Raw genomic sequence first — 17190 nt, 5'->3', positions numbered from 1 at the left:
GGAACAGCGGGTATCGACGGCGCGCCCGTGGACGAGAGCTGTGGACGGGAGCGCCGTCGGTCGAGCTTATCAGAACAGCTCGACGTCGCCTTCGATCCGCGTCTTACGTAGATGTTCCATGTAGGACGACTCGTTGCGGGCGATGTCGTGCAGAGTCTCGTCGCCGATCAGCCGGCGCTGGCTACGCCCGCTGGTGGGGAAGAAGCGCACGCCGCGGGGGCTGGCGCCACCGACATCCCAACTGACGGTGGGAATGCCTTCCGTCGCCAGATACTCCATCACGAATTCGACGTTGCGCTGGCCGATGTTGGCGGTGCGCAGCGTGGTCAGGTTCACGTTGGCGCCGCCGAACACCTTGGCGCGCAGCCGGTCGCGCCGGCCGGTGACGGCCAGCAGACGGTTGATCAGTTGTTCCATCGCCGTGGCGCCGTAGCGGGACGACAGCGACAGCGCGTCAGTGCCGGCATCGGGCAGCAGGAAGTGGTTCATGCCGCCGATCTCCGCCACCGGATCGTACAGGCAGGCGGCGACGCAGGAGCCCAGCGTGGTGGTGATGACGACGTTCGGATCGTCGGTGACGACGCAGCCGCCGACGACGATGTTGACGACCTCCGCCCCCAGCCGCCGGTCGTGGTAACGGTTGGCGGCGACGTCCTGCCGTTCCAGCCTGCGGCGCAGGGCGCTGCGCGCGGTAGAGGTGCTGGAACTGGCTGTCATCATCGGGGCTGGCACTCCCGCTGCCGAATGGGGACGGATATGGTTCGGATGGATGGGCATTCAATCCGCCTGCGGACCAGTTTGTATCGGATCGACTTTGCCTTGCATTTTAACGGACGCGTCATAGTCCGATGTATGACCTATGTCAGTCAATAGGTTAAAACCCACCGCTCCAATAGCCCGCTCTGCAACGCACGGGCGTCCGCGGCCCAGGCACGAGCGTCGGGCGGGATGGCGGTCACCCGGCGGTCCAGCGCGGCGTCCATGGCCGCCCGGCGTCGGGCATCGGCGATGAACAGAACGAAGCCCAGCCGCTGGCCGCTTGTTGCCGTCAGCAGCCCGGCCAACCCCTTGACATAGGCCAGGGTCCCGGATTTGGCCCGGACGCCGGGCGGCAGCGACTTGCCGTCCTCTTCCCCCGGCAGCAGGTCCCACAGCGCCGGCCCGCCGGCCCGCAGCAGCCCCGCCATCTGCCGTGGCGTGGCGCGCGACCCGGTGCCCAGCCCCGAATGGTTGGCCAGCCGCAACCCGCCCCACCCGGCGCCGTCCAGCGGTTGCCGCGCCAGCAGCCCCTGCAGCAGCGCCGCGGAACGCCCGAGCGTCGCGACGGCCGGATCCAGCCGGCGCGCGGCGGCCAGCCCGATCACCTCCGCCGACAGGTTGTTGGAATGGCGCAGAAGGCCGCGGACCAGTTCCGCCAGCGGCAAGCTGTCCAGGGTCGCGATCGGGACCGTCCCGGCCGGCGCCGGTCCCCGCAGGGGTGGCGGCAGGACGATGCCGGCATCGGCGGCCAACCGGCGGAACAGCGTGGCGGCGGCCAGCCCCGGCCGGGCCACCGGCACCCAGGCCGCCCCGGCCTCCCCCGCTGCCGGCGGCGTCATGCGCCAGCGGTCGGTCCCGTCCGGCAGCAGCGGAAAGCGGCCGCCCGCCGCCATCGGCAACACGGTGACGCTGTCCAGCGGCAGCCGTCCGGCGTCGGCGACGGTCAGCGCCTCCGGCCCGCCCCGGCCGCCGCGCCCCCAGCTCAGCAAGGCGCGGTTGTAGTTCAGCGACAGCGCCCCGGCGCCCGTGTTGTAGGGAGCGGCCCAGGGCTGGCCGGAATCGATCTCCGCCAGTTCGGGCAGCAGCGTGGCGTCGTAGAGGAAGCGCCCCTCCACCCGGCGAAGCCCGGCCGCCCGCGCCTGGTCGAGCAGTTGCAGCAGCCCTTCCGTCGCCAGGGCCGGATCGCCGCCGCCCTGCAGGATCAGGTCGCCGCGCAGCACCCCGTCGGAAGACGGTTCGCCGCCGAGCAACCGCGTGGCGAATCGGTGGTCCGGTCCCAGCAGGGCCAGCGCCGCCGAGGCGGTCGGCAGTTTCGCCACCGAGGCCGGGATGAAGGGGGTGTCGGCCGCCCGCGCCTCCACCGCCCGGCCGCTGTCGGGATCGAACAGGATATAGCCGACCGCGGTGCCTTCAGGTCCCCGACCCTCGAAATCAATGGTTGCGGCATAGGAAGGCCGCGCCACTGCGGGCAAAGCGAGGCAGCCGAGCAGGCCGAGGAACGGACGGCGGCCCAGCGGCATCGCGGGCAGGCGGCGCTTCCAATCGGCACGGTCGGAGTCGGGAAGGACTGTCAAGGGTCGGGTCTTTCCACTTCTGATGCAGGATTTCATAAAGTATTTTGGGGATAAATCGCTGGAAATCGCGAACAGGGACGTAGCCGGCAGCAGTCCGACAGGGGCAGGCCGAAGGGGGACGGTATGGCGATGTCCAAGCGGCGCGAGGCGCGCTTCGAGGTGGTGGTCGAACAGGGCGGCAAACCCAACATCGACGGCGTCTTCGATGACGAGAAGTCGGCGACGGAGCGCGCGAACTTCCTGCTGCGCCTTGCCAAGTTCCCGGTGGTGCGGGTGGTGAAGGTCACCGGCACCGGCCGGGAAGAGACGATCTTCCAGAAATCCTCCTCCGGCGGCGCCAAGCTGACCACCATCTCTCCGATCGAAGAGGCCAGCCTCTGCACGAGCGTGCTGCAGATCTTTTCCTTCGACAGCCGGATGACCCTGCTGCGGCTGCTGCGCGGTTATTGGGACGACCAGGGCGTCATTCCGTCGGAACAGCTTCACCGCTACTATCCGTTGCGGTATTTCGAGCGGGAGGCACTGCTGTTCAACCCGGCGGTCAGCCGGCTCGCCGCCATCCAGGCACCGATGCTGGGGCTGAAGCCGCATGAACGCTACGACCAGATCATCCGCCTGTTCGCCGGGCTGAAGGAACTCGCCCAGGCGTCCGACACGCTGGCCCCCTTCGATCAGGCGCTGATGCGCGGCGGGATTTCCGGCCTGCTGCTGGCCGCCGTCGACCGCCCGGTGGAGGAACGCGACCGCATCGTCACCCACGCCTTCGGCACGCTGCTGGAACCGCAGCGCGAGTGGGGGGCCAAGCTGGCGGCCGTCCTGCGCCTGCACCGGGAAGGCGACGGCGAGAACAGCCGGCTGGTGGACGAATTCACGGCGGAGATCGTCGACGGGCGGGAGCCGATCCGCGCGCTGATCGGCTACGCGCCCGATTTGGGCTCGGCCATCCTGTCGCTGCTGGCCACCCTGCGCGGCGATCTGGACGACCGCCTGCCGCATACCGAGCCCCTGCTGGCGCTGTCCGATGTGCTGGGGTCCGATGGAACGACAACCGGCTTCCCCCGGACGCGGGAGGCTCTGCTCAACCGCATCCGCGGCGGGATGGACGGGCTGACGCCGCTGACCCGCACCGGACTGTCCAGCGACGCCCGCGCCTTCGGCGCCATCGTCGACGGGATGATCGCCTTCGACGGCTTCATGGGCGGTCCGGCAATGGCGGAATCGCTGACCCGCCGCGGCAAGACGGTGTGGGCGGCCGGCGGCAGCGACCTGCCCTTCGAGGAAACGATGATGCGGCTGGCCGGACGCTTCAACACCGCGGCCGGGCGGCTGGGCTACCTGCTGGACCTCGGCACCAGCGCCTACGGCCACCGCAAGATCAGCACCGTCATCCAGCATGTCGCCGACGAGTTCGGCCGGGTGAAATCGGCCGCCGAGCTTGCCGCCCCCGGCGCCTCCCTCCAGGAGGTGCGCGAAGGGCTGGGCCGCCGCCTGCGTGCCGCCGGAATCCCGCGGGCCCTGGCCGACGGGCTGATCGCCAAGATCGCCGCCATCCCCGACGAGCAGCGGATGTCGGTGACCGGCAGCGGCATCCTGGCCGGATCGCGCCTCGCGCCTCGGATCCCGGAGGTGACGGTCGACCTGCAGGCGCCGCCCGCGCCGCGCCTGACGCTGAGCTTCCAGGGCCGGACGGTCGCCCTGCCCGATGCCGGCGGCGACGTCGTGATCGGCCGCGCCGCCGAATGCGGCATCGTGCTGGACCATGCCTCCGCCTCGCGCCGTCATGCGGTGGTGCGGCTGCGCGACGGCGCCTTCACGCTGGAGGATCTCAGCCGCAACGGCACCCGTCTGGTGCGGCAGAACGGCGAACAGAGGCTGCTGAAGCTGGGCGACGTGGTGCCGCTGTCCGGCCGGGGGGAGATCGTCATCGGCTCCCTCGACCTCGGCGAACATCCGGCACGGATCGCTTGGGACGTGTCCGCCCGTTGAAGGATCAGTCGCCCGCGCAGGCCTCGGCCAGCCGGGCGTCGGCGGCGCGGCTGGTCGCGCGGCTGGTGGCGCGGTCGTCCAGCATCGCCACCGCCCAGACCGCCAGACCGCCCAGCGCCAGCGCGGCGCCGACCCAGCCGGTGGAGGTCCAGCCCCAGCCGGCGGCGATCGCCATGCCGCCCAGCCAGGGGCCGAGCGCGTTGGCGGCGTTGAAGGCGCTGTGGTTCAGCGCGGCGGCCAGCGTCTGCGCGTCCTCCGCCACATCCATCAGCCGGGCCTGCAGCGGGGTGCCCAGCCCGCCGCCGCAGCCGATCATGAACACCACGACCGACACCAGCCAGACATTGCCGGCGGCGAAGGGATAGAGCGCCAGCGAGCCGGCGCTCCACAGCAGGAGGAAGGCGACGGTCGGCATCAGGGCGCGGTCGGCGGCCCAGGCGCTGACCAGCGTGCCGACGGTCATGCCGGCGCCGAACACCGCCAGCACCACCGGCACCGCCGACGGCGAGACCTGCGTCACCTCCATCAGGGTCGAGGCGACATAGGTGTAGACGGCGAACATGCCACCGAAGCCGATGGCGCCGATGCCCAGCGTCAGCCAGACCTGCCGCCGCTTCAGCGCGCCCAGTTCGCGCAGCGGGCTGGCGTTCGGGTGCGGGCGGTCGTTGGGGGCGAAGATCCAAACCAGCAGCACGGTCAGCAGGGCCAGCAGCCCGACGACGCCGAAGCCCCAGCGCCAGCCCAGCGCCTGCCCGATCCAGTTCGCCATCGGCACGCCGACGATGGTCGCCACCGTCAGCCCCAGCATGGTCCGCGACACCGCCTGCGCCCGGCGCTGCGGCGGCACCAGCGACGCCGCGACCAGGGCGGCCACGCCGAAATAGGCGCCGTGCGGCAGGCCGCTCATGAAACGGAAGACCAGCATCCAGCCATAGGAGGGCGAAAAGGCGCTGGCCACATTGGCGGCGGCGAAGACCGCCATCAGCCCGATCAGCAGGGTCCGGCGCGACAGCCGCGCCGCCAGCACCGCGATCACCGGCGCGCCCACCACCACGCCCAGCGCATAGGCGCTGATGACGTGCCCGGCGGTCGGCTCGTCGATGCCGAGGCCCCGGGCGAAATAGGGCAGCAGGCTCATCGTCGCGAATTCGGTCGTTCCGATGGCGAAACCGCCCATGGCGAGCGCCAGAAGCACCAGCCCGGGATGGGCCGGGGCCGCCTGCGCCTCGGCACGCATGTCGCCGTGATGGCCGGCAGAAGCCATGGTCGTTTCTCCGCTGTCGCCGCTTGATGAGGGAATTGTGGAACCCGGCGGTCAGGGGACGGAAAACGACCGGGACAGGGTCAGGATATTTGCCCCACCCATGCTGAGGCAATCCGCCGCAGGCCGCCAATTTCGCAGATGCGAGATGAGCGACGGGCATGGCTCGGGGAAACAACTCCCTCTCCCGGGGCGGGAGAGGGCATTCATGCCTACAGCAGATCCTTGAACAGCGGCATTTCCGGCGCTTTCGGAGTCTTGCCCTGCTTGCGCGGGGCGGACTTCCGTTTCGGCTTGTCCTCGGCGTTGGCGGGCTGCTCCACCGGGAGTTCCGGTGCGGCCATCGGCATCGGCAGTTCGGCCGCCGGTTCCGGCGCCTCCTGCGGCGGAGCGGGCTCAGGCTCCGGCGCGGCGGCAATCTCCGGCGCCGCCTCCGCCATCGGTCCCACAGGCGGCGCGGCCACCGGCGCCACTTCCGGGGCGACTTCGGACGCAACTTCCGGCGCGGCCTCCGCTTCCGGTTTCGCGGACTTCTTCCTGGACGGGCGGCGCGGCGCGATGCCGACGCCTTCCTTGGCGCGTTGCTTGCCCATGTCGCGCGCCTGGGCTTCCGGCGCCTCGGGGTCGTCGGTCAGCCATTTGCGGCGCTTGATGACCTCGTTCACCCGCCCCTGGTTCACGCCCAACTGGAAGGCGATCTCCTGCTGGGTCATGTTGGTGGTTTCGTGCAGATGCAGGATCTCGGCGGCCAGTTCCGGCGTCATCTTGCGTCCGGTCAGGCGCCGCGCCGGGCGGATGGAGCGCTGGCTACGGTCGCGCGCCCTCAGGGATTCCAGGATCTCCAGCGCCGCCGTGTTGCCCGCCGCCTTCAGCGCGTCCTCGAATTCCTTCAGCGTCGCCATCAGCTTTCCTCCCCCTGTCGCCGGCCCCTGTAGCCGGCCGGTCCCCGCTGCAACCGGCAGGATCACAGATAGTTCGTCCCATGGCGACGGAAAAGCCGCAATGGACATCTAGACAAGCGTGGGCGGGACAAGCATGGGCTCAGGTGGGAAAGCGCAGGTCGATCCGCGTACCGGCGCCGTCGGCGGGGCCGTAGCTCAGCTGGCCGGAAAGCTGGGCGGCCAGGCTCTGGATGATCTTCCAGCCCAGGCTGGGCAGGCGCAATACGTCGACTCCCTCCGGCAAACCGACGCCGTCGTCGGTCACCCGCAGGTGCAGATGGCCGGGATGGTCCGGCACGGCATGCAGTTCGATGGCGACGATCCCGCCCTCCCGGCCGACGAAGGCGTGCTTCAGGGCGTTGGTCAACGCCTCCACTATCAGCAGGGCCAGGGCCAGCAGCCGTTCAGGCGACTGCGGCGCCGCTCCGACCGAGACACGGCAGGTGACGTCGGGCTTGCCGGCGGCCTCCAGCATATCCTGGCACAGCGCTTCGATGTGGCGGCCGAAATCGTCGCCGGACCGGGGATCGTGCAGGCGCCGGTGTACCCGCGCCATGGTGTCCAGCCGCCGCCCCGCCTCCTCCAGCGCCGCCATCGCCCCTTCCGGCGACCGGCCGACGGACCGTCTCTGCAGGTCGAGCACCGACGAGACGAACTGCATGTTGTTGGCGACGCGGTGCTGCAACTCGTGGAACATGGTGGTCTGCGCGGCCAGCAGGGACCCGGTGCGGCCGCGCTCCTCGTGCAGGCGGGCCAGCGTCACCTGCATGCCGTGGATCAGCGCGATGTCCACCGTGACGATCACCGCGTAGAAGGCCAGCGCCAGCCCGCTGGAGGCATTCAGCGTGAAGCTGTCGTAAGGCGGAATGAAGAAGTACCAGGCGGCCAGCCCGGAGAGCACCGCCGTCACCACCCCCGGCCCCAGCCCGACGACGAAGGTGGTCAGGATCACCGCCGGGAAGAAGGTGAGATAGGGAAAACCGGACGGAAGGATGCCGTCGACGGCCCAGCGCAGCAGCAGGGCGATGACAAAGGTCAGTAGCCCCGCGCCATAGCGCAGGGCGGGACCGCGCCGCAGCAGCGAAAAGCGCGCCACCCGCTGCCAGACCGTCCGAACCGACCCCATCGACATCCCGTTCCAGCAAAACCCGGCACCAGCATATCACCGGCAGCCAGCGCTTGTAGGGGCAGTCTGCCGATGACGCACGAAAATTCACGAGGTTCCACCCGTGACCAGTATGGGGCGAAGCGCAACCGCCGGCCTCGCCGCGGGGGAAGGGAATTGTCCAAAGCTGTTCACATATCCGCCACATCCGTTCAAGGACGCGGGGCACTTTGTTCAATCCGCTGAGCGATTGTCGGCCTTGCGCAGCGGCCGGGACCATGCCCCGCCCCGGCGCCCCTAAAATGAACAAGGCTGAAGGAGCCACGCCCCGTGAAGACCCGTCTGAACGCGCTCGCCATCGCGGCCACCCTGTCCGTTTCCGCCCTCGCCCTGTCCGGCACCGCCCAGGCCGGCGCCACCTTCGACGGCGTGAAGCAGAAGGGCTACGTCCAGTGCGGCGTCAATCTGGGCCTCTACGGCTTCTCGTCGCCGGACGACAAGGGCAAGTGGTCGGGGCTGGACGTCGACGTCTGCCGCGCCGTCGCCGCCGCCATGTTCGGCGACGCCGAAAAGGTGAAGTACACGCCGCTGTCGGCGCAGCAGCGCCTGCCGGCCCTGCAGTCCGGCGAGATCGACATCCTCGCCCGCAACACCACCCGCACCCTGACCCGCGACACCGCCAACGGCCTGAACTTCGCGCCGACCAACTACTATGACGGCCAGGGCTTCATGGTGTCGGCCAAGCTGGGTCTGAAGAGCGCCAAGCAGCTGAACGGCGCCACCGTCTGCGTCCTGCCCGGCACCACGACCGAGCAGAACGTCGCCGACTTCTTCCGCGCCAACAAGATGACCTTCAAGCCGGTCGTCATCGAGAAGAACGAGGAGCTGCACAAGGCCTTCTTCAGCGGCCGCTGCGACGCCCTGACCTCCGACGCCTCGCAGCTGGCCGCCATCCGCGCCGCCGAGACGCCGAACCCCGCCGACTACGTCATCCTGCCGGAGCTGATCTCCAAGGAGCCGCTGTCCCCGGCCATCCGCCAGGGCGACGAGGAGTGGGCCAACCTGGTGACCTGGGCCTTCTACGCCATGGTCCAGGCCGAGGAAAAGGGCATCACGTCGGAGACCGTCGACGCCGCCATGACCTCCCCCGATCCGGACGTGAAGCGCCTGCTGGGCGTCACCGCCGGCAACGGCAAGGCCCTGGGCGTGGAAGAGAACTGGGCCTTCAACATCATCAAGCAGGTCGGCAACTACGCCCAGAGCTACGAGCGCAACGTCGGCGCCGGCTCCAAGCTGAAGATGCCGCGCGGCCAGAACGCCCTCTACACCGACGGCGGCATGATGTACGCCCCGCCGATGAAGTAAGGCGCCGGCATCGGATGCCCCCTCCCCGACCCTCCCCCCTCGGCCGGCCGTAGGCCGGTCCGATCGCGGGAGAGGGTGCCTTCCGCCAAGGCGGCGGCAGTCCCCTCCACCGCCAGAGGCGGGGGAGGGTTAGGGAGGGGGCATCCGCACTGTCACGTCGCCTTCACTCCCCCGCACGGAGCATCACCATGACCAACCTGATCCAGGCGCTGAACTCCGCGCGCGTGCGGGGGTGGCTGTACCAGGGGCTGTTCCTGGCCGGCGCCCTCGCCGTCGCCTGGTACCTCGTCTCCAACACGCTGACCAATCTCGCCAATCGCGGCGTCGCCACCGGCTTCGGCTTCCTCGAACGCGAGGCCGGGTTCGAGATCGGCGAAAGCCTGATGAACTACGCCGCGTCGGACACCTATCTGCGCGCCCTGGTCGTCGGCCTGCTGAACACGCTGTCGGTGTCGGCCGCCGCCGTGGTGCTGGCGACCGTGCTGGGCGTGGCCATCGGCGTGGCGCGGCTGTCGTCGAACTGGATGGTCGGCCGCTTCGCCGCCGTCTTCGTCGAGACGGTGCGCAACGTGCCGCTGCTGCTGCAGCTGGTGGTCTGGTACACCATCATGAACCGGCTGCCGAGCCCGCGCGAGGCGCTGGAGGTGGTCCCCCACGTCTTCCTCAGCAACCGCGGCATGAAGTTCCCGGTGCTGGCCGAGCATCCCGGCCATGGCTGGGCCTTCCTGGCGCTGCTGGCGGGCATCGCCGCCGCGGTCGCCATCGTCCGCTACGCCCGCCGCCACCGCGAGGCGACCGGCAAGCCCTTCCCCACCCTGCCGGCGGCCATCGCCGCGGTGGTGGTGCCGCCGGTCGCGGTGTTCGTCGCCACCGGTGCGCCGCTGGCCTTCGACGTGCCGGCGCTGGCCGGCTTCAACTTCGAGGGCGGCGGGTCGGTCACACCGGAATTCACCGCGCTGCTGATCGGCCTGTCGGTCTACACCGCCGGCTTCATCGCCGAGATCGTGCGCTCCGGCATCCTCGCCGTGCCGCATGGCCAGACCGAGGCCGGGCTGGCGCTGGGCCTGTCGCCGGTGCAGATCCTGCGCCTCGTCATCCTGCCGCAGGCGCTGCGGGTGATCGTGCCGCCGCTGACCAGCCAATACCTGAACCTGACCAAGAACAGCTCGCTGGCCGTCGCCATCGGCTATCCCGATCTGGTCAGCGTCACCAACACCTCGGCCAATCAGACCGGCCAGGTGGTGGAGGCGGTGGCGATGATGATGGCGGTCTATCTCGTCATCAGCCTGTGCATCGCCGGCTTCATGAACTGGTACAACCGCCGAGTGGCCCTGGTGACGCGATGAGCAAGGAAGTCCCGACCAACACCACCGCCTGGGCCGCCTCCTATGAGGAGGAGCCGTCGCAGGCCTCCGTCCCGCCGCAGCCCAACGGCGTCACCGCGCTGAAGCCGCTGGGCTGGGCGCCCGTCAACTGGGCGAAGGCCAACCTGTTCGACACGCCGCTGAACACGGGCCTGACCGTCCTCTGCCTCGCCATCCTGTGGTTGACCGTGCCGCCGATGGTGAACTGGCTGCTGCTGAACGCGGTGTGGAGCGGGTCGTCGGAAGCCTGCCGCGAGGCGGCCGGCGCCTGCTGGTCGATCATCGCGGTCAAGCACCGGCTGATCTTCTTCGGCACCTACCCCTACGAGGAGCAGTGGCGCCCGTTCCTGGCCTGCGGCCTGTTCGTGGCGATGCTGGGCGTCAGCGGCGTGCGCGCCTTCTGGCGGCCCGGGCTTGCCGTCGCCTGGGCGCTGGTTCTGGTCGGCATGGGCGTGCTGATGTGGGGCGGCATCCTCGGCCTGACCTATGTCGCCAACGACCGCTGGGGTGGCCTGCCGATCACGCTGATGCTGTCGGTCTTCGCCATCGCTCTCGCCTTCCCGCTGTCGATCCTGCTGGCTCTCGGCCGCCAGTCCTCGCTGCCGGCCATCCGCACCTTCTGCATCGGCTTCATCGAGCTGATGCGCGGCGTTCCGCTGGTCAGCGTGCTGTTCATGGCGTCGGTCATGTTCCCGCTGTTCCTGCCGGAAGGCGTGACGGTGGACAAGCTGCTGCGCGCCCTTGCCGGCCTGACCCTGTTCACCGCGGCCTATCTGGCGGAAGCCGTGCGCGGCGGCCTGCAGGCGATCCCCAAGGGCCAGTACGAGGCCGCCGACGCGCTCGGCCTGTCCTACTGGCAGAAGACGCGGCTGATCATCCTGCCGCAGGCGCTGCGCATCGTCATCCCGCCGATCGTCAACCAGTTCATCAGCTGCTTCAAGGACACCTCGCTGGTCACCATCGTCGGCCTGTACGACCTGCTGACCGCCGCCACCGTGGCGACGACCGATCCCGAATGGCGCCCCTACTTCGCCGAGGTCTATGTCTTCGCCGGCATGATCTTCTGGCTCTTCTGCTTCAGCATGTCCCGCTACAGCCAGTGGCTGGAGCGTCTGGCCAACCGCTACACCCGCCGCTGACCGGCCCCCCGGAGCGCTCCTTGGAGACCGAAAAATGACCGAGAACGCCATCATCGAACTCCGCAAGGTCGGCAAGTGGTACAACAGCTACCACGCGCTGCGCGACGTCAGCCTCAGCATCGGCAAGGGCGAGAAGGTCGTCGTCTGCGGCCCCTCGGGCTCGGGCAAGTCGACGATGATCCGCTGCATCAACCGGCTCGAGGCGCACCAGACCGGCCACATCGTCGTCGACGGCATCGAGCTGACCGACGACGTGAAGGCGGTGGAGAAGATCCGCCGCAAGGTCGGCATGGTGTTCCAGAACTTCAACCTGTTCCCGCACCTCACCGTGCTGCAGAACCTGACGCTGGCCCCGATCTGGGTCCGCGGCATGGCGAAGTCCGAGATCGAGGAAATCGCCATGATGTACCTGAAGCGGGTGCGCATCCCCGATCAGGCGCACAAGTTCCCCGGCCAGCTGTCCGGCGGCCAGCAGCAGCGCGTCGCCATCGCCCGCGCGCTGTGCATGCGCCCCGAAATCATGCTGTTCGACGAGCCGACCTCGGCGCTCGACCCGGAAATGGTCAAGGAGGTGCTGGACGTCATGACCGAGCTGGCGGGCGAGGGCATGACCATGGTCTGCGTCACCCACGAAATGGGCTTCGCCCGGCAGGTCGCCGACTCTATTGTCTTCATGGCCGAAGGCTCGATCATCGAGAGCGGGTCGCCGGCCGAATTCTTCGAGAACCCGAAAAGCGAGCGCACCCGCCAGTTCCTGGGCCAGATCCTAGAACATTGAGGCGAACATTGAGGCGGACCCACCGGCACGGTGGGGCGAGGAAAAGGCGGACGAGACGGCCATGCCGGCGACCATTGCCATCACCGACGACGACGCGGTGACGCGCGAGACGCTGAAGTCCTACCTGACGGACGAGGGCTTCGACGTCCTGCTGGCCCGAAGCGCGGAGGAGCTGAAGGAGCTGCTGACGACCGCCGCGGTGGACGTCGTGCTGCTCGACATCCGGCTGCCGCGCCAGGACGGTCTGACCCTGACCCGCGAGCTTCGCGCGGTGTCGGAGATCGGCATCATCCTGGTCAGCAGCCGGGCGGAGAAGCTGGACCGCATCATCGGGCTGGAGATGGGGGCGGACGATTACATCGCGAAGCCCTTCGAGCCGCGCGAGATCCTGGCCCGGGTGCGGAACCTGCTGCGCCGGCTGAAGGCACCGGGCGACCGGCGCGACGACCGCCAGCGCCGTTTCGCCGGCTGGACCCTGTGGCTGGACCGCATGCGCCTGACCGACCCGCAGGGGCAGCCGGTGCGGCTGACGGGGGCGGAGTTCGAACTGCTGTCGACCTTCGTCTGCAACCCCGGCCGTGTGATGAACCGCGACTATCTGCTGACGGCGACGACCCGGCGGAAGACGGACGCGACCGACCGCACCATCGATAGCCTGGTCCGCCGCCTGCGCCGCCTGATCGAGACCGACCCCGCCGACCCCCGGCTGATCGTGACCGTCCACGGCACGGGCTACCTGTTCGCCGGCGACGTCACGCAGGACGGGTGAGGAAACGCGCGCCCCCCGGCCGGTATCCCCTCTCCCCCCCCGGGGAGAGGGTTAGGGTGAGGGGGTTGCACGGCGAGGATCCTCAAGAACCGCGCACTGCCCGCTCGCCACGGAATCCACCCCATGCATCCCCCTCACCCCGCCCCTCTCCCCGGGGGGGAGAGGGAGTGAGGGCGGAGAGGGCGCATTCATCGAACCCCGAGCAAACTCCCCCGTCGCAGCAGTCTCGCGGCGGCCACGCGCTCGGCAACCTGGGCCACGGGACATGCGAAAAAATTCGCACGGTCCCGTGGCCCTATTTTTATGCATTTCCCGAGGCAGCCAGCCTGTTTTGAAATCAAACCGCCATGGGTGGTTGTACCTCATCTTGCATCGCTCTCCACATGGAAAGTCATAGCCCGTCGGCTCGGCGAAAAAGTCGCTCGATCCTTTATTGCCGGATCCTCCGCTTGTCTCAAATGCAAACGAAAAGACACGAGCTGTTCACAATTAGACGCTAAATCGTTCAAAGGGTCCTGCGACGATGTCCGTGTAGCAATCCGTGAAACCGTTCTGTGGCGGCGGGGGTTTGGGCATGAAGGCAGTCTCGACGAAAGCAGGCCGGGCGAAAGCGGGCGGCACACTGGACGACACCGGCGCCCGGTACCGGTTCTGGACGCTGCGCCGCGCCATGGTGTCGGTGGTCGGCGTGCTGGTGGCGGCGCTGATCGCCAGCCAGGCCTGGGTGTCGCAACGCTACACCGACTTCGCGCTCGCCACCTTCAACAGCAGTGCGGCGGCGACCCTGCGGGTGCTGTCCAACGACCGCATCCGCAAGAACTACACGGAATGGCTCCAGGGCCACGCCAATGAATGGAGCCGCGATTCCTTCCTGGTCGAGAGCATCAGCCAGAAGGACCCGGCCAAGACGACGCTGGCGCTGAAGAACATCAATTCCCGCCCGGTGGTGGTCGACCGCGAGGTCCGGCTGGTCTCGGTCGCGGTGTTCGATCCCGACATGAACCGCATCGCCGCTACCAGTGGCGAGCAGGACAGCGTCGCCACCGTCGCCCCGTTGTTCGAGGCGCTGAAGGCGCGCGACCTCGCCGACAAGCGCCGCCCGGCAAGCCTGCTGTGGCGCGACGGCCAGGGCCGGCCGCTCTACAGCATGATCGTCCCCATCGGCGGCTTCCGCGTCCTCGGCTTCCTGGAGGTGGTGACCGATCCGCTGCCGGCCCTGTCCAGCCTGGGTGCGGTGCTGGATGCCGACATTCGCTTCACCGACGCCAAGGGCGCCGTGCTGTTCGAATCCAAGGGCAGCGCGCCGTCGGACCATGCGCAGCTGTCCAGCACCACCGTGGCGCTCAGCGGCGACGGCGGGTTGCCTTGGGCGACGGCGGAGATCTCGCGCGACGTCGCCGAGTTCGTCGGCGCCACGGAGTCGTTGCGCAATGATGCGCTGAAGATGGTCGCCGCCTTCGCGCTGGCCGTCGCCATCGCAGCCACCCTGCTTCTGCGCGTCGCCGTCTTCGCCAACCTGCGCAAGTTCGCCCGCGCCATGGAGCAGATCGCCGCCGGAGACCTCTCCATCGAAGTCCCCCGCACCGGCCGGGACGAGTTGGCGGTGATGGGAACGGCGCTGCGCGGCCTGCGTGGCAGCGTGGAGCAGGTGCTTTTGATGAAGCGGATGGTCGACAGCAGCCCGGTGCCGACCGCGCTGCTGCGAACGGACGGTCAAGTAGGATTCGTCAACCCCGCCGCCCGCGCCTTCTGCGAGGCGCACGGCATCGACCCGACCGGTCCCGACCTGCTGGCCCAGGGGCCGGACTTCACCGCCGCCTGCACCGACCCGGCCCGCCCGCCGATCCCGCGCCGCACCCTGACCGTCGGCGAGACCACGGTGGAGGCGCATGTCGATACCGTGTTCGACGACCGGGGCAATGTGCTGGGCAAGACGCTGTCCTGGACCGACGTGACGGAGCAGATGCGCTCCGCCGCCCTCGCCCGCCAGCTGATGGAGGACGTGCATCAGGTGGCGTCGGGCGTCGCCACCCAGTCGGGCCAGCTGCGCGAATTGGCCGACGCGCTGCGCCGGGAGTCGGCCGGCACCATCGACAGCACGGTCAGCGCCGGCAGCTTCGTCGCCGAGAGCAACCGCAACGCCACCACCTGCAACGACAGCGCGGAGGTGCTGATGGACACCATCGGCAGCGTCTCCAGCCTCGCGACCGAGGCGGCGGGGATGGTCGGCGCCACGCTGGGCGAGCTGACCGCCGCCCGCGGCGTGGTCGGCCAGCTGGGCGAGAACACCGAGCAGATCCGCCGCATCGTCGACGTGATCACCGGCATCGCCCACCAGACAAAGCTGCTGGCGCTGAACGCCACCATCGAAGCGGCGGCGGCCGGTGCCGCGGGGCGCGGCTTCGCCGTGGTGGCGGCGGAGGTGAAGAAGCTGGCGGAGGAGACCGCCAACGCCACCGTGCAGATCGCCGGTTCGGTCAACGCCATCAACGGCAGCATCCAGAACACCGTCGGCACCTTCGCCCGCATCTCCGGCTCGGTCGAGCGCATCAACGAGGTGCAGGAACTGATCGGCGAGGCGGTGGCGCGCCAGACCGACTCCTCCACCGACATCCGCAACCGGGTCGGCGTGATCGCCGGCAACACCGGCGAGGTGGCGGCGCTGATCGACGGGGTCAGCGCCCAGGCCGCGCGCACCGGCGACATCGCCGGCTCCCTGACCGTCACGGCGAACACGCTGGCCGAGGAAGCCGCGTCGCTGCATAGTCTGCTCGGCACGCTGCGCGCCAAGCAGGCGGCCTGACCCTGGCCCGCCCGGCGGCGGCGCCGGGACGGTTCGGGAGATGGATTTCGCGATGAGGCTGGTCGGAACCCTCCGGCGTTTCGCTGCCGGGATGCTGCTGGCATTGGGCGCGGTGCTGCCGCCGGCACAGGCTCTCGCTGGCGATGGCGAAACGCTGGAGCGCATCCACGGCCGCGGCTTCCTGGTCTGTGGGCTGCGCAGCGGGGTCAGCGGGATTTCCTTCTCCGACCCGCAGGGGCATCTGGACGGCTTCCTGGTCGATGTCTGCCGCGTCTTCGCCGCGGCGACGCTCGGCAACGCCCAGGCGATCCGCGTCGTCCGCCTTCCGGAGAAGCCGCAGGAATTCCAGGCGGTGGAGAAGCATGACGTCGACATCGCGCTGACCACCACGACCTGGACCTTCAGCCGCGAGCTGTCGCACGACATCGAGTTCCTGATGCCGCTGCTGCATGACGGCCAGGGCTTCGCCATCCACGGCGACGGCACCGCGCCGCCGCTCGACCGGCTGGGGCCGCGCACGGTCTGCGTCAAGACCGCGACCACCACCGTCCGCAATCTGGACGACCATATCCGCAAGTCCGACCTGCCCTGGTCGATCCGCACCTTCCAGACGCTGGACGAGGCGCTGCAGGCCTTCCTCGCCCATGAATGCGACCTGCTGACCACCGACCGCACGGTGTTGGTCACCTCGCTGGCAGGCTACCGCAAGGCGGGGATGGCCATCCACATCTACCCCGACGTGATCTCGCGCGAGCCGCTGACCCCCTATGTCGCGCGGGGCGACCGCAATTGGTACGACATCGCCCGCTGGGTCCTCCACGCCATCGTGCTGGCCGACGCCAAGGGCGTCACCGCCGCCGACGTGCAGGCCGGCCGCATCCCCGACGACCCCGAACTGCACCGCATGCTGGGCCATGCCGGCACCGCCGCCCGCACGCTGGGCCTGCCCGACGACTGGGCCCTGCAGGTGCTGGCGCAGGTCGGGAATTACGGCGAGATCTTCGACCGCAACCTGGGAGTCCCCTACGGCATGGACCGCGGGCAGAACAAGCCCTGGACCCAGGGCGGACTGCTCTATTCGCCGCCGTTCAGGTAACGCCGGAGAATGTCCCCTCTCCCCCCCGGGGAGAGGGTTAGGGTGAGGGGGGTGCGCGGCGAGGATCTTCAAGAACCGCGCACTTCCCGCCCCCACCAACTCCACCCCATGCATCCCCCTTGTATCTGGAATGGGTCCCTGTTTCGTGATGGAACTTGGATAGCGCCGGGTCCGGTGGCCACCGGACCCGGCGCGAGGCGGACGGCGCCCGACGCCCCTCAGGCCACAACCGTGGGTGAGCCATGGGACC

At 69.3% G+C, this 17190-nt stretch carries 13 protein-coding genes; 8 read left to right on the top strand and 5 right to left on the bottom strand.

Annotated elements, in window-relative coordinates; all coding sequences use genetic code 11:
* Nucleotides 1–69: 69 nt before the first annotated feature.
* Both VD964_RS02045 and VD964_RS02040 read right to left on the bottom strand, forming a co-directional pair.
* Nucleotides 70–720: a chemotaxis protein gene (locus VD964_RS02045; RefSeq protein WP_324865028.1), complete on the bottom strand. Its 651-nt coding sequence runs from the start codon at nt 718–720 to the stop codon at nt 70–72.
* Nucleotides 721–866: 146 nt separating this feature from the next.
* On the bottom strand, nt 867–2333 hold the full coding sequence (locus VD964_RS02040) for a D-alanyl-D-alanine carboxypeptidase/D-alanyl-D-alanine-endopeptidase (protein ID WP_324865026.1): 1467 nt from the start codon (nt 2331–2333) through the stop codon (nt 867–869).
* A 123-nt stretch (nt 2334–2456) separates the two neighbouring features.
* Between VD964_RS02040 and VD964_RS02035 the strand changes: the two genes are divergently transcribed.
* Nucleotides 2457–4319, top strand: coding sequence for an FHA domain-containing protein (locus VD964_RS02035; RefSeq protein WP_324865024.1), 1863 nt, complete (start codon nt 2457–2459; stop codon nt 4317–4319).
* A 4-nt stretch (nt 4320–4323) separates the two neighbouring features.
* Here VD964_RS02035 and VD964_RS02030 read toward each other — a convergent pair whose 3' ends face one another.
* From VD964_RS02030 to VD964_RS02020, 3 genes are all read right to left on the bottom strand, one after another.
* On the bottom strand, nt 4324–5583 hold the full coding sequence (locus VD964_RS02030; RefSeq protein WP_324865022.1) for an MFS transporter: 1260 nt from the start codon (nt 5581–5583) through the stop codon (nt 4324–4326).
* A gap of 209 nt (nt 5584–5792) precedes the next feature.
* Nucleotides 5793–6482: a hypothetical protein gene (locus tag VD964_RS02025; RefSeq protein ID WP_324865020.1), complete on the bottom strand. Its 690-nt coding sequence runs from the start codon at nt 6480–6482 to the stop codon at nt 5793–5795.
* A gap of 139 nt (nt 6483–6621) precedes the next feature.
* Nucleotides 6622–7647 carry a sensor histidine kinase gene (locus VD964_RS02020; protein ID WP_324865018.1) on the bottom strand — a complete coding sequence of 342 codons (1026 nt, stop codon included), beginning with the start codon at nt 7645–7647 and terminating at the stop codon, nt 6622–6624.
* Nucleotides 7648–7956: 309 nt separating this feature from the next.
* Here VD964_RS02020 and VD964_RS02015 point away from each other — a divergent pair, with 309 nt between their 5' ends.
* From VD964_RS02015 to VD964_RS01985, 7 genes are all read left to right on the top strand, one after another.
* Nucleotides 7957–8991 (top strand): amino acid ABC transporter substrate-binding protein, encoded by a 1035-nt coding sequence (locus tag VD964_RS02015; protein WP_324865016.1) that lies wholly within the window; start codon nt 7957–7959, stop codon nt 8989–8991.
* 188 nt (nt 8992–9179) lie between these two features.
* The gene (locus VD964_RS02010) at nt 9180–10337 is read left to right on the top strand and encodes an ABC transporter permease subunit (protein WP_324865014.1); all 1158 of its coding nucleotides are present in this window, start codon (nt 9180–9182) and stop codon (nt 10335–10337) included.
* A complete protein-coding gene (locus VD964_RS02005; protein WP_324865012.1) occupies nt 10334–11494 on the top strand; it encodes an amino acid ABC transporter permease in 1161 nt (386 codons plus the stop codon). Before VD964_RS02010 ends, VD964_RS02005 begins: the two co-directional genes overlap by 4 nt.
* 34 nt (nt 11495–11528) lie before the next feature.
* On the top strand, nt 11529–12272 hold the full coding sequence (locus VD964_RS02000; RefSeq protein ID WP_282186992.1) for an amino acid ABC transporter ATP-binding protein: 744 nt from the start codon (nt 11529–11531) through the stop codon (nt 12270–12272).
* Between the two features lie 61 nt (nt 12273–12333).
* Entirely contained in the window at nt 12334–13041 is a 708-nt protein-coding gene (locus tag VD964_RS01995; protein WP_324865005.1) for a response regulator, read from the top strand.
* A gap of 574 nt (nt 13042–13615) precedes the next feature.
* The gene (locus tag VD964_RS01990) at nt 13616–15844 is read left to right on the top strand and encodes a HAMP domain-containing methyl-accepting chemotaxis protein (RefSeq protein WP_324865003.1); all 2229 of its coding nucleotides are present in this window, start codon (nt 13616–13618) and stop codon (nt 15842–15844) included.
* 40 nt (nt 15845–15884) lie between these two features.
* The gene (locus VD964_RS01985) at nt 15885–16940 is read left to right on the top strand and encodes an amino acid ABC transporter substrate-binding protein (protein WP_324865001.1); all 1056 of its coding nucleotides are present in this window, start codon (nt 15885–15887) and stop codon (nt 16938–16940) included.
* Nucleotides 16941–17190 lie beyond the last annotated feature (250 nt).

This window comes from Azospirillum sp., from assembly GCF_035628975.1.
GTDB lineage: Bacteria > Pseudomonadota > Alphaproteobacteria > Azospirillales > Azospirillaceae > Azospirillum.
Note: the sequence above shows the minus strand (reverse complement) of the source record. Positions and strands in the feature narration are given on the sequence as shown.